The sequence below is a fragment of the Nocardioides sp. zg-DK7169 genome (assembly GCF_013155365.1).
In the GTDB taxonomy this organism is placed as follows: domain Bacteria; phylum Actinomycetota; class Actinomycetes; order Propionibacteriales; family Nocardioidaceae; genus Nocardioides.
Genome location: NZ_JABJRA010000001.1, coordinates 343184 through 363153, shown reverse-complemented (window position 1 = coordinate 363153; position 19970 = coordinate 343184). Strand labels below are relative to the sequence as shown.

The following is a 19970-nucleotide window of genomic DNA, read 5'->3' as shown; positions in this document are numbered from 1 at the left end:
GCGCTCAGCCCACGGCGCGGATCAGCGCGGCCAGCAGCGCCGAGCCGAAGACGACCACCAGGAACGGCGCGCGCAGCACCAGCAGCACCGCGGCCGCCGCCAGCGCGGCCAGCCGGGCGTCGAGCACCAGCTCGCTGCCGCTGGCGGCGACCTGCACGGCGATCAGCGCCGCGAGCAGGGCGACCGGGATCAGGTCGGCCACCCGGCGCACGAGCGGGTGCTCGAGCACCCGCGGCGGGACGCTGAGCCCGCCGAGCTTGAGCAGGTAGCAGCCGGCGGCGGCGAGCAGCACCGCGACCCAGGTCACGACGCCTCCTCGCGGCGCCCTGCGGGCCGCAGGAGGCCCGCGAGCACGGCGACGGCCCCCGCGGCCAGCACCGGTACGCCGGCCGGCGTGAGCGGCACTGCCCCCAGCGCGACGGCCGCGGCGAGCAGGGCGACGACGCGGTGGTGCCAGCTGTCCAGCCGCGGCCACAGCAGCGCGAGGAAGGCCGCGCCGACGGCGGCGTCGAGGCCGTAGGTGGCCGGGTCGCCGATGGCGGTGCCGGCGAGGGCGCCGAGCAGGGTGAACAGGTTCCACAGCACGAAGATCGAGACGCCGGTGGTCAAGAAGCCCAGCCGCGCCGCAGGGACCGAGTCGCGGCCCACGCTCATCGCGGTCGACTCGTCGATCAGCAGGTGCGCCCCCAGTGCGCGCCGCCACCCCCGCCACTGCAGCAGCGGGCCCACCTTGAGGCCGTAGAGGGTGTTGCGGGTGCCGAGCAGGAGGGCCGCGGCGGTGCCGGCCAGTGGTGCGCCGCCGCCGGCCACCACGCCCACGAGGGCGAACTGCGAGGCGCCGGTGAAGACCAGGAGGGACAGCGCGCAGGTCTGCCACACGTCGAGGCCGGCGGCCACGGAGACGGCGCCGAACGACACGCCGTACGCGCCGGTCGCGATGCCGACGCCGAGGCTGTCGCGCACGATCGCGGTGCGCTCCGCGGCCGGCAGGGCCGGGTCGGGCGAGGACGACACATCGGGACCCTAGCCGCTGCGGCGACCGGTCCCTGCCCGCTCTCGCTGGCGCGGACGCCGACCGTGCCGGAGGCGTCCCAGGAGGTCAGTGCGGGGTCAGTGCCGGCGCGCGCGTGCCTGGCGGGGGCGTCGCGGGTCGTCGGGGTCGTGCAGCAGCCGGTGCGCCACGCCGAGCCCGGTGAGGGCGCCGAGCACGGCGCCGAGGGTCGTCGGCAGTGGCGTTGCGAGGGCGCTCCAGGCACCCACTGTCGTGAGTACCAGGACCACCACGATCGCCACGACGAGCTGGTGCAGACGGGGCAACGGGCCGAGCATGCGAGGTCCTCTCCGATGGAGCGCGGGTGCGCTGCGCCCTCCATAGTGACGCACGTCACCAACCGGACAAGACCCAAACGGGTGAAGTCGTCGCGCGTGTCGCCGACCCGCGATTCGCGATCCGCCGGACGCGGAGCCGGAACCGCCCTAGCGTCGCCGCGTGCACCCGATGACACGCCGCGTCGCCGCCCTGCTCGTCGCAGGCGTCCTCGGCCTCACCGCGGCACCGGCCGTCGCCGCCGAGGACGCGCCCACAGGGCCCGAGGCCACGCGCATCATGATCATCGGAGACTCGGTGACCCACGGCTCCTCCGGGGACTGGACCTTCCGCTACCGCCTGTGGCGCCACCTGCAGGCGACCGGTGCGCGCGTCGACTTCGTCGGTCCAGCGAGCTCCGTGCACTCCTGGGAGGGCGACCCGCCCGTCTACGCCGACCCCGACTTCGACGCCGACCACGCCGCGGGCTGGGGCATGTGGGCGAACGACGGCGCCTCCGCGGTCACCGACCTGGTCACCACCTACGCCCCCGACGTGCTCGTGGTGAACCTCGGCGTCATCGACATCATCTGGGGCGCCGCGCCGTGGATGGTGGAGCTGTCCCTCGCCGAGCTGGTGCGCAGGGCCCAAGCGGTCGACCCGGAGATCGACGTCGTCATCGGCGAGGTGACCCAGACCTGGATGACCTTCGAGGGCCGTGAGGGCCCCCGGGCGCTGAACCTCGTCCTGCCCGCCCTGGCGGAGCGGCTCACCACCGCCACCTCCACGGTGAGCATCGCCGACACGACGGCCGGCTACACGGTGGCCGACACCTACGACTCCTCCCACCCGGCGGCGAGCGGGGAGGTCAAGATCGCGGCCGCGCTCGCCGACTCCCTGGCCGGGCTCGGCGTCGGCGCGCCCCATCCCCGTCCGCTGCCCGTGGTCTCCGGGCTGCCCGGCACGCTGACGGTCTCGGCGACCCCCGCGGTGGGCTCGGTGGCGCTGGCCTGGTCGCCGGTGCCCGGGGCGAGCGGCTACACCGTGTCGCACTCCACCGGGGGTGCCTGGCGCACCCTGACGCTCACCAGGGCGACCACCGCCGTCCTCACCGGCCTGCGCGCCGGCGTGCCCACCAGGTTCCGGGTGCGGGCGGACAAGGGCACCAGCACCCGCGCGGTCGGCGAGACCGTCGCGGTGCCCGCCGTCGCGCCCGTCACCGCGGTGCGCGCCACACGGGCGCGCACCCGCCTGGTGGTGTCCTGGCGGGCGGTGCCCGGAGCCCGCTACGCGGTCACCGTGCGGGGACCCGGTGCGCGCGTGCAGCGCACGGTGGCGAGGCCGCGCCTGGTCGTGCCGCGGCTGAAGCGCGGGCGTGCCTACACCGTCACGGTGCGTGCGGTCGCCGGCGAGGCCGCCAGCCGGCCCACCCGCGCGAGGTTCCGCACCCGCTCCTGAGCCCACGCCGGCGTACGAGCCGGAGAGCCGCCGCGCCCGGGTCAGCCCAGGGACGTGTGCAGGCGCACCTGACGGACCCGGGTGACGCCGTCCCCGGCGAGGTCGAGCTCGCGGTGCGCGCCGTCGGGGCCCCAGCCGGCGGAGGTGAGGAACCCGCGCAGCGCGTCGTCCTTCGACACCGCCCAGAGCACCGAGCGGGTGAACCGGTCGGCCCGCATCGTGTCGACCGCCGCCTGGAGCAGGCGGGAGCCGTGGCCGGCCCCGCGGTACGCCGGGTCGACGAGGAGCTCCGCGAGCTCGGCGTCGGCCACGGGGTCGCAGTCGGGGTCGCTCGCCGGGCCGGTGACCGCGAAGCCGACGACGCGGACGCGCTCGAGCGCGACGAGCACCCGGTGCCGGGCGTCCCCGGGCCGCGCGAACGCGGCCCGCCAGGCCTCGGTGGCCGCGGCCTCGGCCTCCGGCCCGCTCGGGAACGCCTCCGCGGGCACCAGGCCGGCGTAGGTCTGCGGCCAGGTGCGCAGCTGCAGCCGGGCGACGTCCGGGGCGTCCTCGGCCCAGGCGACCCGCACGGACACGTCTGCGGTGGGGGAGCTCATGCCCGCATCCTTGCAGCCCGCCGGGGGGCGCTCGGTGGTCTGGCTATGGTCGGGGCATGGAGTTTCGCAACCTCGGCGCGAGCGGCCTGAAGGTCTCGGCCATCTCGTACGGCAACTGGCTCACCCACGGCTCCCAGGTCGAGGAGGACGCCGCGCTCGCCTGCGTGCGGCAGGCCCTCGACGAGGGGATCACGACGTTCGACACCGCCGACGTCTACGCGAACACCGCCGCCGAGAGCGTGCTCGGCAAGGCGCTCGCCGGCGAGCGCCGCGAGGGCCTGGTGGTCTGCACCAAGGTCTACTGGCCCACCGGTCCCGGTGGACCCAACGACCACGGGCTCTCCCGCAAGCACATCTCGGAGGCGATCGACGGCTCGCTGCGCCGCCTCGGCACCGACCACGTCGACCTCTACCAGGCGCACCGCTACGACCACGAGACGCCGCTCGAGGAGACGATGCTCGCCTTCGCCGACGTCGTGCGTGCCGGCAAGGCGCTCTACATCGGCGTCTCGGAGTGGCGCGCCGAGGAGATCCGCGCCGCGGCCGAGCTGGCGCGCGAGCTGCGGGTGCCGCTCGTGTCGAACCAGCCGCAGTACTCCATGCTCTGGCGCGTCATCGAGAGCGAGGTCGTGCCGGCCAGCGTCGAGGCCGGGATGGGCCAGATCGTGTGGTCGCCGATCGCCCAGGGCGTCCTCACCGGCAAGTACCTCCCCGGCGAGCAGCCGCCGCCCGGGTCGCGCGCCACCGACGACAAGGGCGGCTCCGACATGATCGGGCGCTGGATGCGCGAGGACGTCCTCGAGCGGGTCCAGCTGCTGCGCCCGATCGCGGAGGACGCCGGGCTGACGATGGCCCAGCTCGCGGTCGCCTGGGTGCTGCAGAACCCGAACGTCTCCAGCGCGATCATCGGCGCCAGCCGTCCCGAGCAGGTCAGCGACAACGTCTTGGCCGCCGGCGTGCGCCTGGACGCCGACCTGATGCGCTCCATCGACGAGGTGCTGGTCGGCGTGGTCGAGCGGGACCCCGCCAAGACCCAGTCGCCCCCGAAGCGGGACTTCTAGACCTCGATGCGGGTGGGCCGGGCGGCGCCGCGGGCCTGGGCGCGCGCCAGCCGCACGGCGCCGTACGTCGAGACGAGCAGGCCGGCGACGACCGCCCAGCCCCACCCCTCGCGCACGCCGTCGCCGAGCAGGCCGATGCCGATCGCGGCCGGGATGAAGGTCTGCCCGACGATCATCGGCGCCGAGGCGGCCGCGACCGCGCCGACGCTCATGGCGCGGGAGTAGAGCCAGAAGGCGACGAGGCTCAGCGACGGGACGGCCAGGGCGCACCACACGACCGGTCCGTCGACGGGGAGCCCGACCCCGCGGACCGCGAGCGCGGACCCGGCGTACCCCAGGCCGGCCAGCGCACCGAGGCCGGAGCCGAGGACCAGGAGCCGACCGGGCGCGACGGCGAGGAGCGCGAGCACGCTGAGCACCACCAGGCCGGCCCACAGGCCGCCCGCGAGCCACCAGCTGGAGACCGCGTCGCCGGCACTGCCGGAGCCGGCCGAGAGCAGCACCAGGCCCAGGCTCACCAGCGCCACGGAGCCCCACTGGCTCGCGTCCAGGCGCTCGGCCACCCGGCGCGAGGCCAGGGCGGTGACCGGCAGGGACATCGCCACGGTGGCCTGGGCGAGGTAGAGCGGGAGCAGCCAGATCGCGACCGCGTGCAGGACGAAGCCGACGAGATAGGCGACCAGCACCACCCAGATCCAGGCGTCGCGCACGGCGTGCCGCACGAAGGCGCGCAGCGTGTCGAGCGTGAAGCCGGGACGACGTACGGCGTGGGCCTGCGCGACCGCCGCGAGGCCGAAGACGGCCGCGCTGCCGAGGCCGGCCGCCAGCCCGAGGACCTGGTCGGCGCTCATCGGACGAGCGCGATCAGCGGTAGTGGTCGGGGAGGCGCTGGCCGATCTTGACCTGCGCCTTGGGCAGGCGCATGAACTTCATCTGCAGGGCGCGGGTGATGGCGTAGTACGTCGTGCCCTTGTGGCTCTCGTTCGGGAATCGGGCGGCGAGCTCGCGGCGCAGCCGCAGGCGCAGGAACACCATGTCCAAGACGATCAGCACGATCGTGGCCATCAGCACCAGGCTGCTCAGGTTGGCCATCGCGGCGTTGCCGGAGTAGCCGAGGATCATCGAGAAGATCAGCAGCGGGATCATCAGCTCGATGAAGGAGAACCGGCTGTCGACGAAGTCGCGCACGAAGCGGCGCACCGGGCCCTTGTCACGCGGCATGAAGTAGCGCTCGTCGCCGGTCTTCATCGCCTGGCGGACCTTCTGGCTGGACTCCGCACGGGACGCGCGCTGTGCGCGGGCCATCTCCTTGCGGGTGCGCGGCGCGGCCTTGGCGCGGGCACGCGCGGCGGCCTCCGCCTCCTTGCGCGACGGGGTCGGACGGCCCTTGCCCCCGGGCTTGGTCTCGACGGGCTCCGGGGTGACGGTCACGGTCTTGGTACGACGGAACAACGCGGGCCTTCTCGCTGAGGGCGTCCTGCTGCGGACGTGCGGGTGTGCGGATCGGCGCCAGTCTACCGGCGGACCTGCGCCTACGGGCCCGCGCGGGTTGGTCACGGTGCCCTAGAGTGAGACGAGACCTGCAGCACAGAACGTCGTCCGAGAGGGACCGCACCACATGAGCATCATGAAGCGCATGAGCCTGATCTTCCGATCAAAGGCCAACAAGGCCCTCGACCGGGCCGAGGACCCTCGCGAGACCCTCGACTACAGCTACCAGCGCCAGCTGGACCTGCTTGCCAAGGTCCGCCGCGGCGTCGCCGACGTGGCGACCAGCCGCAAGCGTGTCGAGCTCCAGGTCAACCAGCTCGAGCAGCAGGGCGCGAAGCTGACCGCCCAGGCCGAGAAGGCGATCCAGATGGGCCGCGAGGACCTCGCCCGCGAGGCGCTGACCCGCAAGTCCGCCCTCGCCGGTCAGATCAGCGACCTGCAGGCCCAGCACGCCAACCTGATGGGGGAGGAGGAGAAGCTCACCCTCGCCCAGCAGCGCCTGCAGGCGAAGGTCGAGGCGTTCCGCACCCGCAAGGAGACCATCAAGGCCACCTACACCGCGGCCGAGGCGCAGACCAAGATCGGCGAGGCCGTCTCCGGCATCAGCGAGGAGATGGGCGACGTCGGCCTCGCGATCCAGCGCGCCGAGGACAAGACGGCCAACATGCAGGCGCGTGCCGGCGCGATCGACGAGCTGATCGCCTCGGGCGCGCTCGACGACGCCAGCTCGCTGAGCCGCGGCGACGACATCAGCCGCGAGCTGGAGTCGATGAGCTCGCAGGCCGACGTCGAGTCCGAGCTCGCCCGGCTCAAGGGCCTCAGCGCCCCCAGCCGGCCGGAGGCCATCGAGGGCGGCGACATCATCACGCCCGAGCAGCAGAAGTCCGCCGAGCCGCGCGAGGGCCAGGCATGATCGTGCGGATCCTCGGGGAGGGTCAGTTCGACCTGACCGAGGCCGACCTCGATCACCTCAACACCCTCGACTCCGCGGTCGAGGCGGCGGTCGAGGCCGGCGACCAGGAGGCGTTCGCGCCCGCGCTGGCCTCGCTGCTGGACGCCGTACGCGCCCACGGTGCGGTGCACGACCTCGCCGCGCTCGACTCCTCCGACCTGATCCTGCCGCCGGCGGACGCCTCGATCGACGAGGTGCGCGCCATGCTCGGCGAAGAGGGCCTGCTCCCGGGCTGAGCCCCGTCTCCGCGCCGCAGGAACCTGCGCCGCACGCTCCAGCGCTGAAGGACGCGTCCGCCGGACGCGTCCTTCAGCCTTTTCTTGGGCAGGACAGGGAGAATGTCGCCATGGCACACAGCCGCTTCCTCCCCGATCGCGGGCTCACGGCCCGCATGACCCTGGTGCTCTTCCTGCTGGGGTTCCTCTTCGTCGCCTTCGTGGCCGTGGTGATGGGCGTCTTCGCCCAGGCCGGCAGCCCCGGGATCGGGCTGCTGATCGGCCTCGCCGGCCTCGGCGTGGTCTGGTACCAGTGGTACTCCTCCGACACCGTGGCGATGAAGGCGATGCGTGCCCGCGAGGTCACCCCGCAGCAGGCGCCCGAGCTGCACGGCATGATCGACCGCCTGTGCGCGATGGCGGACATGCCGAAGCCGCGGGTCGGCATCGCCGACAGTGCGATCCCCAACGCGTTCGCCACCGGCCGCTCGCCGCAGCGCTCCGTGGTCGTGGTGACCACCGGCATCCTGCAGACGCTCAACACCGAGGAGCTCGAGGGCGTGCTCGCCCACGAGCTCTCCCACGTCGCCCACCGCGACGTCCTGGTGATGACCGCGGCCTCCTCGGCCGGCATCGTGGCGGGCATGCTCGCCCAAGGCTCGCAGTACGGCGCGATGTTCGGCGGCAACCGCCGCGACAACAACAACGGCCTGCCGATCTGGCTGCTGGTGCTGCTGGTCAGCCTGGTGACCTACGCCGTCAGCTTCGTGCTGATCAAGCTGCTCTCGCGCTACCGCGAGCTCTCCGCCGACCGCGCGGGTGCCTACCTCACGATGAAGCCGCAGGCGCTCGCCTCCGCGCTGCAGAAGATCACCGGCGAGATGAACACCATCCCGCAGCGCGACCTGCGCTCGGCGCAGTCGATGAACGCCTTCTTCATCGCCCCCGCGATCCGCGGCGCGTCGCTGAAGACGCTCACCTCCACCCACCCGAGCCTGGAGCAGCGCCTCGACCAGCTCGCCCGCATCCAGGCCGACCTCGGCCGCCAGACGAGCTGAGGAGCACCGTGGGATTCCTGGACGCCATCCTGGGCCGGTCCAAGCCGAAGCAGGCCAACCTCGACTCGCTGTTCCTGGTGCCCGGCGCCGCGATCACGCTCGAGACCACGCTCGGCCTGCGGCCGACCGGCGACGGGTCGGTCTGCTACCGCGCCGCGAGCGGCCTGGCGTTCTCCCAGGTCCAGCAGGAGATCCTCGAGCTGGTGCGCAGCACCGGCGAGGCCCCCGAGGTTCGTGTCACCCAGGACGGCTACGGCTACACCTGGGCCGAGGTGGACCGGGAGCCGGGCGCCTCGGTGGAGGGGCTGTGCACGGCCCTGCACGCCGTCAACACCAGCCTGGAGGGTCAGGGCTTCGGCCCCGGCCTGCTGTGCACCCTGATCGGCTTCGAGGACCCCGACGGACGCCGTGTCGGGCTGGTCTACCTCTACAAGCAGGGCACCTTCTACCCCTTCGCGCCGGCGCCGGGCGGGCGCCAGCAGCGCGACAACATGCTCGAGCTCCAGGTGCGCGACGCGCTCGGCGGCGAGCTTCCCCTCGAGCAGGACCTGTCGCGCTGGCTCGCGGTCTGGGGAGCCCCCGGACTCTGACCCCGAAGCAGCGGGTGGGACGACCTGATCAGGCCTGCGGCGCGGAGCGGCCGGGCAGGGCGAGCATCCGCTCCAGCGCGACCAGCGCCCAGCGCTCGGTCTCGGGGTCGACGGTGATCTGGTTGACCACGGTGCCCTCGACCAGCGACTCGAGCGCCCAGACCAGGTGCGGCAGGTCGATGCGGTTCATCGTCGAGCAGTAGCAGACCGTCTTGTCCAGGAACGAGATGTTCTTGTCCGGGTGCGCCTGGGCCAGGCGCTTGACCAGGTTGAGCTCGGTGCCGATCGCCCACGTCGAGCCGGCGGGCGCGGCCTCGATGGTGCGGATGATGAACTCGGTGGAGCCGACCAGGTCGGCGCGGGTCACGACCTCGTGCTGGCACTCGGGGTGGACCAGGATCTTCACGTCCGGGATGGTGGCGCGCAGCTCGTCGACGACCTCGGGGGAGAAGCGGCCGTGGACCGAGCAGTGGCCCTTCCACAGGATCATCTTCGCGTTGCGCAGCTCCTCGGCGCTCAGCCCGCCGTTCGGCTTGAAGGGGTTCCACACGACGCAGTCCTCGAGGGACAGACCGAGCTCGAGGACCGCGGTGTTGCGGCCCAGGTGCTGGTCGGGCAGGAAGAGGATCTTGGCGTCCTCCTTCTGCGCGAACGCCCAGTCCAGGGCCACCTCGGCGTTGCTGGAGGTGCAGACCACGCCGCCGTTGCGACCGCAGAAGGCCTTGATGTCGGCGCTGGAGTTCATGTAGGTCACCGGCACGACCTGGTCGGCGATGCCGGCGTCGGCCAGCGCGTCCCAGGCGTCCTCGACCTGGGCGAGGCGGGCCATGTCGGCCATCGAGCAGCCGGCGGCGAGGTCGGGCAGGATGACCTGCTGCTCCGGCTTGGTGAGGATGTCGGCCGACTCGGCCATGAAGTGCACGCCGCAGAAGACGATGAACTCCGCCTCCGGGCGCGCCGCGGCGTCGCGCGCGAGCTTGAAGGAGTCGCCGGTGACGTCGGCGAACGCGATGACCTCGTCGCGCTGGTAGTGGTGGCCGAGCACGAAGACCCGGTCGCCCAGGGCCTCCTTGGCCGCGCGGGCGCGGGCCACCAGGTCGGGGTCGGACGGCGACGGCAGGTCGCCGGGGCACTCGACACCACGCTCGGCGGCCAGGTCGGTGCCACGGCCGAGGGGGAGCAGCGGAAGGTCGACGGTCGTCATGGGGCGCATCCTATTCGGGTGGGGACGCCCCGGGCCGCTTTGTCCCACGGCTCCCGGGCCATGCAGCGATCACAGCAGGGCGCCGTGGTGAACGTACGGCGCCGGCGGATTCATCCCGCGCAGCGCCAGGTAGCCGCCCTGGCCCAGCTCGAGGCGGGCGGCCAGGCCGACATCGATCGCCCAGGCGTTGGCGGCGCTGACGTGTCCGAGCCGGGTCGGTCCGGTGCTCTCGGCCAGCGCCGCCCACAGCAGGCGGGTCGCGGTACGCCGGTTCGTGGCGGCGAGCAGGGCGACCGAGCCGCCGGGCTCGACGTAGACGTAGCCCGATCCGGTGGAGGTGTCGGAGACCAGCAGCCGCAGCTCCGCGAGCAGCAGCTCGTGGTCGGGGCCGTGGGCGGCGCCGCGGGTGCCCCGGTCCACGGAGTCCATCAGGTCGCTGTCGCCGGCCGAGCCGTCGCGGACCTTCTCGATCACGGGGATCGCGGCGCGGTCGACGGTGCCGCTCAGGTGCATCTGGGGGTGCAGGGTGAACCCGGCGAGCCGGTAGCGCCGGGCGGCCTGCGGGTCGGCCATCGCGCTGATCATGCCGTGCAGGCAGCCCCGGCCGTGGTGCATCGCCGCGGCGAGCAGCTGCACGCCGGTGCCGCGGCCCTGGTGGCCGGGCAGGACGGCGTACGTCGCGAGGAACCAGGTCGTCTCGCGCACGAAGGAGGTGGCGAACCCGACGAGGGTGTCGCCCTCCTCGGCGACCCAGCAGCCGCCTGGGTCGGTGCGCAGCAGGTGCAGGGTACGGCGGGCCCAGGCCTGGCCGCGGTCCGCGGGGCGCGCCGCCGGCTCGGGCAGCGACCGGGGGAGGTGGCGCCGCTCCACCTCGAGGAACGCCTGCGCGCTGAGCCGCTCGGCGGCCGGGACGTCGCCGGGCGTCATCGGCCGCAGGATCAGCGCATCTGCGTGGTGGGCCATGCGCGGAACCCTAGGGTGAGCGCATGCGGATCCTCGTGGCGCCCGACAAGTTCGCCGGCACCCTCACCGCCGTGCAGGCGGCCGACGCGATCGCCACCGGCTGGCGCCGCCACGCCCCCGACGACGAGCTGGACCTCGCCCCGATGTCCGACGGCGGCCCCGGCTTCGTGGACGTGCTGCACGCCGCGCTCGGCGGCGACCTGCTCGCGGTCACCGTGCGCGGCCCGCACGCCGAGCCGGTGCCCGCCACCGTGCTGAAGGTGGGCGCGACGGCGTACGTCGAGTCGGCCCAGGCCTGCGGGATCCACCTGACCGACGGGGCCTGGGAGGACGCGACGACCCTGGGTGTCGGCGACCTGATCGCCGCGGCCCTGGACGGCGGCGCGCGCCGGGTGGTCGTCGGCCTGGGCGGCTCCGGGACCAACGACGGCGGCGCGGGCCTGCTGCACGCGCTCGGCGCGCGCGGCGACGCCGACCTCGGCCGGGGACCGGCCGGCCTGGCCGGCATCACCGCGCTCGACCTCGCCGCTGCCCGGGCCCGGGTCGCGGGCGCGGAGCTGGTCGCGGCCAGCGACGTCGACAACCCGCTCACCGGCCTGTTCGGCGCGACCAAGGTCTTCGGGCCCCAGAAGGGGGTGCCGGAGGACCGCCTGGTCGACGTGGACGCCGGGCTGGAGGCCTTCGCCGAGGCGACCGACCGACGGCTGTCGCTGGCGAAGGGCGCCGGCGCGGCCGGGGGACTGGGCTTCGCGCTGCTGCTGCTCGGTGGTGCCCGCGAGCCCGGCCTGCCGCTGGTCTCCGCCGCGGTCGGGCTGCCCGCACGCGCGGCGAAGGCCGACCTCGTGGTCACCGGCGAGGGTGCCTTCGACGTCAGCAGCCGCGCCGGCAAGGTGCCCTACGGCGTGGGCGAGGTCGCCGCCGAGGCGCTGCGCCCGTGCGTGGTCCTCGCCGGCAAGGTGCAGGTCGGTGCCCGCGAGATGCGGGCGCTCGGCGTGGAGTCGGCGTACTCGCTGGTGGACCTGGTGGGCGAGCAGGAGGCGATGGCCGCCCCGGCCGACGCCCTCGAGCGGCTCGCCGCGCGCGTGGCCCGCACCTGGTCGCGCTGAGCGTCCGCGAGTGGGTCGGCGACCCGGTCTGAGCGGAGGGGCGAGGAATATCCGGGTGTGTGCGACGATTGAGGGAGTACCAACCCTTTGTCTTTCTATCTGGGAGCTGCACACATGACCGAGCAGGTGGACACGACCACGGAGCGTCGTACCGACCAGATCAACCTGAGCCCGGTGGCGGCCGCCAAGGTGAAGAGCCTGCTGGCGCAGGAGGGCCGCGAGGACCTCCAGCTGCGGATCTCGGTGCAGCCCGGTGGCTGCTCGGGCCTGCGCTACCAGCTCTTCTTCGACGAGCGCACCCTCGACGGTGACGTCGTGACCGACTTCGACGGCGTGTCCGTGGTCGTCGACCGGATGAGCGTCCCGTACCTCAACGGCGCGATGATCGACTTCGTCGACAGCATCGAGAAGCAGGGCTTCACCATCGACAACCCGAACGCCACGGGTTCCTGCGCCTGCGGCGACTCCTTCCACTGAGTCGCAGCACGGTGCCCAGCACCTGAGCAGCACCCACGAACACAGCAGCACGGCAACAGCCCCCGCCAAGAGGCGGGGGCTGTCGTCGTCGGTGGCGAGCTGGGAGGGGGCGCCACCGACGCGGGGCCGGGTGTGGGGCCCCTGCTCGTCCGGTCCGGTCCGCGTGACGCGGGGGACCGGTGGTCCGTGTCGAGCGGGTCGGCAGGTCAGTCGAGGTGCAGGTGCAGGGCGTTCGCCAGGCGCTGGGCGGCCTCGGTGACCTCGAGGCCCTTGGCGGAGTCGGTCGGGTAGTCGGCGAACAGGATGCTGGGCGCCGGGCGCACGGCCGCACGCGCGGCGCGGGCCAGGTCGCCGCCCGCGGCCGCCGCGGGCAGGTGCGCGCCGGCCGCGCGGCAGTCGTCCTGCATCTCGGGGAGGGTGGCCAGGTCGTCGTAGGCCAGACGCGCGGTGGGGCCGGCGGTGGGGCGGAGGGCGCTCATGGGATCGACGCTAGGTCCTACCGAGGGGTAGACCCAGCGGTACCGACCGGTAGTCTCCGGGCCATGTCTCTGCTGATCGCCGGATCGATCGCCACCGACCACCTGATGTCCTTCGGAGGGCGCTTCGAGGACTCCCTCGTCGTCGAGCAGCTGAGCAAGCTGTCGGTCTCCTTCCTCGTCGACGACCTCGAGATCCGCCGCGGCGGCGTGGCGCCGAACATCTGCTTCGGCCTGGCGCGCCTGGGCCTGCGCCCGGTGCTGGTCGGGGCGGCCGGCGAGGACTTCGCCGACTACCGCTCCTGGCTGGAGCGCCACGGCGTGGACTGCTCCCACGTGCACATCTCCACCACCAAGCACACCGCGCGCTTCGTGTGCACCACGGACACGACGATGGCGCAGTTCGCCTCCTTCTACCCGGGCGCGATGAGCGAGGCCCGCCTGATCGAGCTCGAGCCGATCGCGGCCGCCGCCGGCGCCCCCACCTACGTGCTCATCGGTGCCGACGACCCCGACGGCATGCTGCGCCACACCGAGGAGTGCCGCCAGCGCGGCTACCCCTTCATCGCCGACCCCAGCCAGCAGCTCGCCTTCGGCGAGGGCGACCTGATCCGCCGGCTGGTCGACGGCGCCGCGATCCTGCTCACCAACGAGTACGAGTCGCACCTGATCGAGCAGAAGACCGGCTGGTCGGCCGACGAGGTGCTCTCCCGCGTGGGCATCCAGGTGACGACCCTGGGCAAGGACGGCGTGCGGGTGCTGCGCCGCGGTGAGGAGCCGATCGTGGTCCCCGCCGCGCGCAACGTCAGCGCCGTGGAGCCGACCGGGGTCGGCGACGCCTTCCGCGCCGGCTTCCTCGCCGCCTCCGAGTGGGGCCTGGGCCTGGAGCGCGCCGCGCAGGTGGGCTGCGTCCTGGCCGCCTACGTCGTGGAGACCGTCGGGACCCAGGAGTACTCCTTCACCCTGGGGGAGTTCCTGGCCCGCTTCGAGGACTCCTACGGCGAGGCCGCCGCGGCCGAGGTCGCCCCGCACCTCTCGCGCTGAGCGCTCCCGGGCCGCCTGCGCCCGCCTAGCTGAGCCGTCGTACGACGTAGCGGGGGACGCCGTCCGCGGCGACGTCCTCCCCGACGTACTCCTGCCCGCGCATCCGGCACCACGCCGGTACGTCGTGGCGCGCGGCGACGTCGTCGGCGACGACGGCCACCCGCGCGCCCACCGCGACCTCGCCGACCCTGCGGCCCAGCGCGATCACGGGCAGCGGGCACAGCTGTCCGCGGCAGTCCAGCTCGAGCTCCACCGGGCCGAGCCCCTCGTGCGGCTCGCTCACAGCCCCGCCTCCGCGCGGATGCCGGCGACGACGCCGGGGAGCACCTCGAGGAAGCGCTCGACGTCCGCCTCGTCGGTGTCGCGCGTGAGGGAGAGGCGCACGTTGCCGTGGGTGAGCGCCCCCATCGCGGTCAGCACGTGGCTGGGCTCCAGGCTCGACGCGGTGCACGCCGACCCGCTCGCGACCGCGAAGCCGTGGCGGGCGAGTCGGTCCACGAGCGCCTCGCCGTCGACGTAGAGACAGCTGAAGGTCAGCACGTGGGGGAGCCGGTCCTCCGGGTCGCCCACGACCTCCACGTCGGGCACGACCTGCACGCCGTGGCGGATCCGGTCGAGGAGCGCGCGCTGGCGCGCCCCCACCTCCGCGCGCTCCTCGACGACGGCGCGCAGCGCGGCCGCCGCGGCGAGCGCCGCCGGGACGTTCTCGAACCCCGCGGTGCGCTCGTCGACCCGGTCGTCGCCGGGGAAGGGGTTGCGCCAGCGTGCGCCCTTGCGGACTGCCAGCACGCCCACACCTGCCGGACCGCCCCACTTGTGGGCGGAGGCCGCGGCCACGGCCCAGCCCGCCGGCAGCGGCACCCGCCCCGCCGACGCGCAGGCGTCGACCAGCAGCGGGACCTCCCCGATCCGGGAGGCGACCTCGGCGACCGGCTGGCAGGTGCCCACCTCGTGGTTGGCCGCCTGGAGGGCCGCCACGGCCACGCCCGGCCCCGCGCAGGCCGCGACGAAGTCGTCGGGGGAGACCCGGCCGTGGCGGTCGACGGGGACCGACACGTGCTCGCCCCCGGCCCAGGCGGCGGCGTGCAGCACCGCGGAGTGCTCGACGGCCGCGTGCACGAGCCGGTCCCCGGCGCGGCGGCGGCCCCGCAGCAGCCCGAGCAGACCGCGGTGCACGGCCTCGGTGCCGGAAGCGGTGAAGGAGACCTCGTCGGGGCGCGCGCCGAGGCACTCGGCGACCACTTCCCGGGCGTTGTCGAGCATCAGCCGGGACGCGCGCGCCGGGGGATGCAGACGCCGAGGGTCGGCGTACCCGCGATCGAGCGCCGCGAGGAGCACCTCGCGGGCGGCCGGATGGAGCGGCTCTGAGGACGCGGAGTCGAAGTAGCGCGGCGGCGGCTGTGGCGTCCCAGCGGCGTTTGTCACACCGGGAACCTACCGGGAGACCCGCTCCCGAGGTCCCCCGCCAGCCGCGATAGTGTGCGATGTATTCACGACCACCCGAGAGGAAGGCTCAGACGTTGAGTCTGCAACTCCCCAGGCGCAGGGCCGAATCCGGCGCACGCCGGGTCCTCCTGCCAGCTGCCCTGGCTGCCAGCACGCTTGCCTTCGCCGGCTGCTCTGTCGACGAGGGCGCCATCAAGCGGATCGCCATGCCCGAACCGGCCACCACCCAGGGCGAGCACACCCTCGCCCTGTGGCAGGGAGCCTGGATCGCGGCACTCGCCACGGGCGTGCTCGTGTGGGGCCTGATCTTCTACGTGATCTGGCGCTACCGTCGGCGCCACGCTGACGAGGTCCCGATCCAGACGCGGTACAACCTGCCGCTCGAGATCTTCTACACGATCGCGCCGATCATGATGGTGGTTGTGTTCTTCGCGCACACCGTCCGCACGCAGAACGCCGTGCTGGAGGAGAGCCCGACCCCCGACAACATCGTCGAGGTCACCGCCCAGCAGTGGTCCTGGACCTTCAACCACGGTGTCGGCGAGCCCGACTACGCCGCGGAGGAGGACTCCAACGACGACGAGTGGGCCTACGACGAGTACGTCTGGGAGCTCGGCACGGGGTCCTACATCCCCACGCTGGTGCTTCCGGTCGGCGAGACCACGCGGTTCAACCTGCACTCGCCCGACGTGATCCACAGCTTCGGCATCCCCGGCTTCCTCATGAAGATGGACGTCATCCCCGGCCGGGTGAACCACTTCGAGGTCACCCCGAAGACCGAGGGCACCTACGTCGGCAAGTGCTACGAGCTCTGCGGTGTCTACCACTCGCGGATGCTGTTCAACGTGGAGATCGTCAGCCCCGAGCAGTACGACGAGTACGTGGCCGAGCTGGCCGCGAACAGGACGAGCACCAGCCCCCTCCGGGGCCAGGAGGACGCTCGCACGCAGGCTGGCCTTGCGGGCGAGGACGAGGGAGACACCGAGTGACCGCGACCGCTGCACGAGCCATCGACGTCCAGCCGGCGCGCAAGCCGCTGGGCCGTGAGCTCGTCCGCATCATGACGACCACCGATCACAAGCTGATCGGCAAGATGTACCTGATCACGTCGTTCGCGTGGTTCTGCATCGGTGGCCTGATGGCGCTGCTGATCCGCTCCGAGCTGACCTTCCCGGGCCAGCAGGTCGTGAACGACGAGCTGTACAACCAGCTGTTCACGATGCACGGCACGATCATGCTGCTGCTGTTCGCGACGCCGCTGTTCTTCGGCTTCGCCAACGTGATGATGCCGATCCAGATCGGCGCGCCCGACGTGGCGTTCCCCCGCATGAACATGCTCAGCTACTGGCTGTTCCTGTTCGGCGGCCTGATCGCAGCCTCCGGCTTCCTCACCCCGCAGGGCGCGGCGGACTTCGGGTGGTTCGCCTACACCCCGCTGTCCGACGCGGTCCGCTCGCCGGGCGTGGGCGGTGACCTGTGGATCATGGGTCTCTACATCGCCGGTATCGGCACCATCCTCGGTGCGGTCAACTTCATCACCACGATCATCTGCATGCGCGCCCCGGGCATGACCATGTTCCGGATGCCGCTGTTCACCTGGAACACGCTGATCACCAGCCTGCTGGTGCTGCTCGCCTTCCCGATCCTCGGTGGCGCGCTGCTGTCCCTGGAGGCCGACCGCCTGCTCGGGGCCCACATCTTCGACACCGCGCACGGCGGACCGATCCTGTGGCAGCACCTGTTCTGGTTCTTCGGCCACCCCGAGGTCTACATCATCGCCCTGCCGTTCTTCGGCATCGCGACGGAGATCCTGCCGGTCTTCAGCCGCAAGCCGATCTTCGGCTACGTCGGCCTGGTCGGCGCGACCCTCGGCATCGCGATCCTCTCGGTCGCGGTGTGGGCCCACCACATGTTCGTCACCGGAGCGGTCGACCTGCCGTTCTTCTCCGGCATGACGTTCTTGATCGCGGTGCCAACCGGGGTGAAGTTCTTCAACTGGATCGGCACGATGTGGGGCGGATCGGTGTCCTTCGAGACACCGATGCTGTGGACCATCGGCTTCCTCACCACCTTCCTCTTCGGTGGTCTGACCGGTGTCATCCTCGCCAGCCCGCCGCTGGACTTCCACGTCTCGGACTCCTACTTCGTGGTCGCGCACTTCCACTACGTCGTGTTCGGCACCGTGGTGTTCGCGATGTTCGCCGGCTTCTACTTCTGGTGGCCCAAGTTCACCGGGCGGATGCTCGACGAGCGCCTGGGCAAGGTCCACTTCTGGCTGCTCTTCGTCGGCTTCCACCTGACCTTCCTGGTCCAGCACTGGCTGGGTGTCGAGGGCATGCCGCGCCGCTACGCCGACTACCTGCCCGAGGACGGCTTCACCTTCCTCAACCAGGTGTCCACGGTGGGCGCGTTCCTGCTGAGCTTCTCGATGCTGCCGTTCTTCTACAACGTCTACGTCTCGCGTCGTAACCCGAAGGTCGAGGTGGACGACCCGTGGGGCTGGGGCCGCTCGCTGGAGTGGGCCACCAGCTGCCCGCCGCCGCGACACAACTTCACCAGCCTGCCGCGGATCCGCTCGGAGTCGCCGGCGTTCGACCTGCACCACCCCGAGGTGGCGGCGATCGAGCTGGAGGAGAACCAGGCGGCGCGTGACGGCGGCTTCGCCGACGCTCCCGACATGGACGGGCGCCAGCAGGTCATCGACCAGCGCACCCACGAGACCCCGGAGGACAAGTCCTGATGAAGGCCGAAGCCTGGATCTTCGCCACGTGCGCGATCTTCTTCACGCTGGTCACGCCGGCCTACTGGCTCATCACCGACGCCAGCGACACCGGCGCCGACTGGACCGGTACGTCGGCCCTCGCGATGGCGACCTTCCTCGCCATCATGGTGGCCCTCTACCTGGGCTTCCACGCCAAGCGCATGGACCCCCGGCCCGAGGACCGCAAGGAGGCGGAGATCGTGGAGGGCGCCGGCGAGCTCGGCTTCTTCCCGCCGTACTCCTGGTGGCCGCTGTGGTGCGCGAGCGCCGTCGCCGTGATCGCCGTCGGCATCGCGTTCCTCGCCTGGTGGCTCGTGATCATCGGGTTCACCCTCGGCGCGTTGGCGCTGTGCGGTCTGGTGTTCGAGTACTACCGTGGTGAGCACGCCCACTGATCTGGGCGAGACTCGCAACTTCTGCGGGCCCCCGTGCGTCTCAGACGCACGGGGGCCTTCGGGCATCTCGGATCCGGTCCTCCCCGGTCGCCGCCCCGCCTCACCCGACCCCCGGATCCACGGAGAACGCATGACCGCCCAGCCCTCGCCCCTGCGTCGTCGCGGCACCGCCCGCACGCGGTCCGTCGCGACCGCGGCGCTCCTGCTCTCGCTCGTCGCCCTCACCGGTGCCGCCTGCGACGCCTCCGACGGCACCGACACCGACGCCCCGGGCGGCCCGGGCCAGGGCGTCGCGGCCGCGGAGCTCCCCGCCCTGCGGCTCACCGCCAACGTCCGCCGCGACGCGCGCGAGGTCCCCGTGGACCGCGTCGTCGAGGTCGGCGCCGAGCACGGCCGGCTGAGCCGGGTCCGCCTGAGCGCCGGCGAGCGGCAGGTCCCCGGGCGCCTCACCGACGACGGCTCCGCCTGGCGGGCCTCCGCGCGCCTCGAGCCGGGCACGGCGTACACGCTGCGGGTCGTGGGCAGCGACGGCGCCGGCGAGCGGGTCGCGGAGTCGCGGTCCTTCCGCACCCGCGCGCTGAGCCTCGCCGAGCAGACCTTCGCCTCGGTCGCGCCGCTGGACGGCGAGACCGTCGGGATCGGGATGCCGGTGGTGGTCACCTTCGACGTCCCCGTCACCGACCAGGCCACCTTCGAGAAGCACATGACGGTGCGCTCGGAGCCGCAGCAGGCCGGTTCCTGGCACTGGATGTCCGCCACCGAGGCGCGGTGGCGGCCCAGGAAGTACTGGCGCCCGGGCACCCGGGTCAGCGTCGACATCGACGTCAACAGCCTCCCGGCGGGCGGCGGGATCTACGGCCAGGAGAGCCGACGGCTCGCGTTCGAGGTCGGCGACGCCCACGTCTACCGCGTGGACGCCGCCGCCCACCAGATGCGGGTGTTCACCAACGGCAGCCTGGTCCGGACCTTCCCCATCACCACCGGCAAGGAGGGGTTCACCACCCGCTCCGGCGTCAAGGTGATCATGGAGAAGTCCGAGAGCCGCCGGATGAACTCCGAGACCGTCGGCATCGCCGCCGGCAGCGCCGACTCCTACGACATCGACAACGTGCAGTGGGCGATGCGGCTCACGACCTCGGGGGAGTTCATCCACGCGGCCCCCTGGTCGGTCGGGTCCCAGGGCAGCGCCAACGTCAGCCACGGGTGCACCGGCATGAGCACCGCGGACGCCGCCTGGCTCTACGCCCAGTCGCGCCGCGGCGACGTCGTGGAGTACGTCGGCACCGACCGCCCCATGACCGTCGAGAACGGCTGGGGCGACTGGAACCTGCCCTTCGCCGAGTACCGCGACGGCAGCGCGCTGGGCTGAGA

At 72.8% G+C, this 19970-nt stretch carries 24 protein-coding genes; 13 read left to right on the top strand and 11 right to left on the bottom strand.

The annotated features are described in order from the left end of the window. Positions 1 to 4: 4 nt before the first annotated feature. The 3 genes from HOQ23_RS01735 to HOQ23_RS01725 form a co-directional block, all read right to left on the bottom strand. Entirely contained in the window at positions 5 to 307 is a 303-nt protein-coding gene (locus HOQ23_RS01735; RefSeq protein ID WP_172211244.1) for an AzlD domain-containing protein, read from the bottom strand. Continuing rightward, the gene (locus HOQ23_RS01730; protein ID WP_172211243.1) at positions 304 to 1014 is read right to left on the bottom strand and encodes an AzlC family ABC transporter permease; all 711 of its coding nucleotides are present in this window, start codon (positions 1012 to 1014) and stop codon (positions 304 to 306) included. The genes HOQ23_RS01735 and HOQ23_RS01730 overlap by 4 nt, the downstream gene beginning before the upstream one ends. Before the next feature lie 96 nt (positions 1015 to 1110). Then, positions 1111 to 1329, bottom strand: coding sequence for a hypothetical protein (locus HOQ23_RS01725; RefSeq protein ID WP_172211242.1), 219 nt, complete (start codon positions 1327 to 1329; stop codon positions 1111 to 1113). 169 nt (positions 1330 to 1498) lie between these two features. Here HOQ23_RS01725 and HOQ23_RS01720 point away from each other — a divergent pair, with 169 nt between their 5' ends. Beyond that, the gene (locus HOQ23_RS01720; RefSeq protein ID WP_253945094.1) at positions 1499 to 2764 is read left to right on the top strand and encodes a GDSL-type esterase/lipase family protein; all 1266 of its coding nucleotides are present in this window, start codon (positions 1499 to 1501) and stop codon (positions 2762 to 2764) included. A gap of 41 nt (positions 2765 to 2805) precedes the next feature. Here HOQ23_RS01720 and HOQ23_RS01715 read toward each other — a convergent pair whose 3' ends face one another. Beyond that, the gene (locus HOQ23_RS01715) at positions 2806 to 3360 is read right to left on the bottom strand and encodes a GNAT family N-acetyltransferase (protein WP_172211238.1); all 555 of its coding nucleotides are present in this window, start codon (positions 3358 to 3360) and stop codon (positions 2806 to 2808) included. 56 nt (positions 3361 to 3416) lie between these two features. Between HOQ23_RS01715 and HOQ23_RS01710 the strand changes: the two genes are divergently transcribed. After that, complete coding sequence (locus tag HOQ23_RS01710; RefSeq protein WP_172211236.1) at positions 3417 to 4421, top strand: aldo/keto reductase family protein; 1005 nt, start codon at positions 3417 to 3419, stop codon at positions 4419 to 4421. Here the strand turns inward: HOQ23_RS01710 and HOQ23_RS01705 are convergent. Together HOQ23_RS01705 and HOQ23_RS01700 are read right to left on the bottom strand one after the other, a co-directional pair. Then, entirely contained in the window at positions 4418 to 5272 is an 855-nt protein-coding gene (locus HOQ23_RS01705; RefSeq protein ID WP_172211234.1) for a hypothetical protein, read from the bottom strand. The two genes, HOQ23_RS01710 and HOQ23_RS01705, sit on opposite strands and share 4 nt — an antisense overlap. A gap of 13 nt (positions 5273 to 5285) precedes the next feature. Continuing rightward, entirely contained in the window at positions 5286 to 5873 is a 588-nt protein-coding gene (locus HOQ23_RS01700; RefSeq protein WP_172211232.1) for a DUF3043 domain-containing protein, read from the bottom strand. A 166-nt stretch (positions 5874 to 6039) separates the two neighbouring features. Between HOQ23_RS01700 and HOQ23_RS01695 the strand changes: the two genes are divergently transcribed. From HOQ23_RS01695 to HOQ23_RS01680, 4 genes are all read left to right on the top strand, one after another. After that, positions 6040 to 6825: a PspA/IM30 family protein gene (locus HOQ23_RS01695; RefSeq protein ID WP_172211230.1), complete on the top strand. Its 786-nt coding sequence runs from the start codon at positions 6040 to 6042 to the stop codon at positions 6823 to 6825. Next, positions 6822 to 7100: a hypothetical protein gene (locus tag HOQ23_RS01690; RefSeq protein WP_172211228.1), complete on the top strand. Its 279-nt coding sequence runs from the start codon at positions 6822 to 6824 to the stop codon at positions 7098 to 7100. The genes HOQ23_RS01695 and HOQ23_RS01690 overlap by 4 nt, the downstream gene beginning before the upstream one ends. Before the next feature lie 110 nt (positions 7101 to 7210). Continuing rightward, positions 7211 to 8137, top strand: coding sequence for a zinc metalloprotease HtpX (gene htpX, locus HOQ23_RS01685; RefSeq protein WP_172211226.1), 927 nt, complete (start codon positions 7211 to 7213; stop codon positions 8135 to 8137). A gap of 8 nt (positions 8138 to 8145) precedes the next feature. Beyond that, a complete protein-coding gene (locus tag HOQ23_RS01680; RefSeq protein ID WP_172211224.1) occupies positions 8146 to 8727 on the top strand; it encodes a hypothetical protein in 582 nt (193 codons plus the stop codon). A 28-nt stretch (positions 8728 to 8755) separates the two neighbouring features. Here the strand turns inward: HOQ23_RS01680 and nadA are convergent, their stop codons facing one another. Further along, positions 8756 to 9931 (bottom strand): quinolinate synthase NadA, encoded by a 1176-nt coding sequence (nadA, locus tag HOQ23_RS01675; protein ID WP_172211223.1) that lies wholly within the window; start codon positions 9929 to 9931, stop codon positions 8756 to 8758. Positions 9932 to 10000: 69 nt separating this feature from the next. After that, positions 10001 to 10894: a GNAT family N-acetyltransferase gene (locus HOQ23_RS01670; protein WP_216653441.1), complete on the bottom strand. Its 894-nt coding sequence runs from the start codon at positions 10892 to 10894 to the stop codon at positions 10001 to 10003. Between the two features lie 23 nt (positions 10895 to 10917). Between HOQ23_RS01670 and HOQ23_RS01665 the strand changes: the two genes are divergently transcribed. Then, the gene (locus tag HOQ23_RS01665; protein WP_172211222.1) at positions 10918 to 12000 is read left to right on the top strand and encodes a glycerate kinase; all 1083 of its coding nucleotides are present in this window, start codon (positions 10918 to 10920) and stop codon (positions 11998 to 12000) included. A gap of 114 nt (positions 12001 to 12114) precedes the next feature. Then, on the top strand, positions 12115 to 12477 hold the full coding sequence (erpA, locus tag HOQ23_RS01660; protein ID WP_172211221.1) for an iron-sulfur cluster insertion protein ErpA: 363 nt from the start codon (positions 12115 to 12117) through the stop codon (positions 12475 to 12477). A gap of 206 nt (positions 12478 to 12683) precedes the next feature. Here erpA and HOQ23_RS01655 read toward each other — a convergent pair whose 3' ends face one another. Continuing rightward, positions 12684 to 12956, bottom strand: a complete 273-nt coding sequence (locus HOQ23_RS01655; RefSeq protein ID WP_172211220.1) for a hypothetical protein — start codon at positions 12954 to 12956, stop codon at positions 12684 to 12686. Between the two features lie 63 nt (positions 12957 to 13019). Between HOQ23_RS01655 and HOQ23_RS01650 the strand changes: the two genes are divergently transcribed. Then, entirely contained in the window at positions 13020 to 13997 is a 978-nt protein-coding gene (locus HOQ23_RS01650; protein WP_172211219.1) for a carbohydrate kinase family protein, read from the top strand. A 25-nt stretch (positions 13998 to 14022) separates the two neighbouring features. On the opposite strand, the gene HOQ23_RS01645 is transcribed toward HOQ23_RS01650, so the two are convergent. Together HOQ23_RS01645 and HOQ23_RS01640 are read right to left on the bottom strand one after the other, a co-directional pair. Beyond that, positions 14023 to 14280: a sulfurtransferase TusA family protein gene (locus tag HOQ23_RS01645; RefSeq protein ID WP_172211218.1), complete on the bottom strand. Its 258-nt coding sequence runs from the start codon at positions 14278 to 14280 to the stop codon at positions 14023 to 14025. Then, complete coding sequence (locus tag HOQ23_RS01640; RefSeq protein ID WP_172211217.1) at positions 14277 to 15422, bottom strand: aminotransferase class V-fold PLP-dependent enzyme; 1146 nt, start codon at positions 15420 to 15422, stop codon at positions 14277 to 14279. The genes HOQ23_RS01645 and HOQ23_RS01640 overlap by 4 nt, the downstream gene beginning before the upstream one ends. 227 nt (positions 15423 to 15649) lie before the next feature. On the opposite strand from HOQ23_RS01640, the gene coxB reads away from it, so the two are divergent. The 4 genes from coxB (at position 15650) to HOQ23_RS01620 (ending at position 19968) form a co-directional block, all read left to right on the top strand. Next, complete coding sequence (gene coxB, locus HOQ23_RS01635) at positions 15650 to 16432, top strand: cytochrome c oxidase subunit II (protein WP_253945035.1); 783 nt, start codon at positions 15650 to 15652, stop codon at positions 16430 to 16432. A 71-nt stretch (positions 16433 to 16503) separates the two neighbouring features. After that, positions 16504 to 18183 (top strand): cytochrome c oxidase subunit I, encoded by a 1680-nt coding sequence (gene ctaD, locus HOQ23_RS01630; RefSeq protein WP_172211584.1) that lies wholly within the window; start codon positions 16504 to 16506, stop codon positions 18181 to 18183. Then, positions 18183 to 18599, top strand: coding sequence for a cytochrome c oxidase subunit 4 (locus HOQ23_RS01625; protein ID WP_172211214.1), 417 nt, complete (start codon positions 18183 to 18185; stop codon positions 18597 to 18599). The genes ctaD and HOQ23_RS01625 overlap by 1 nt, the downstream gene beginning before the upstream one ends. Positions 18600 to 18729: 130 nt before the next feature. Further along, positions 18730 to 19968 (top strand): Ig-like domain-containing protein, encoded by a 1239-nt coding sequence (locus HOQ23_RS01620; protein WP_172211213.1) that lies wholly within the window; start codon positions 18730 to 18732, stop codon positions 19966 to 19968. Positions 19969 to 19970: the final 2 nt, after the last annotated feature.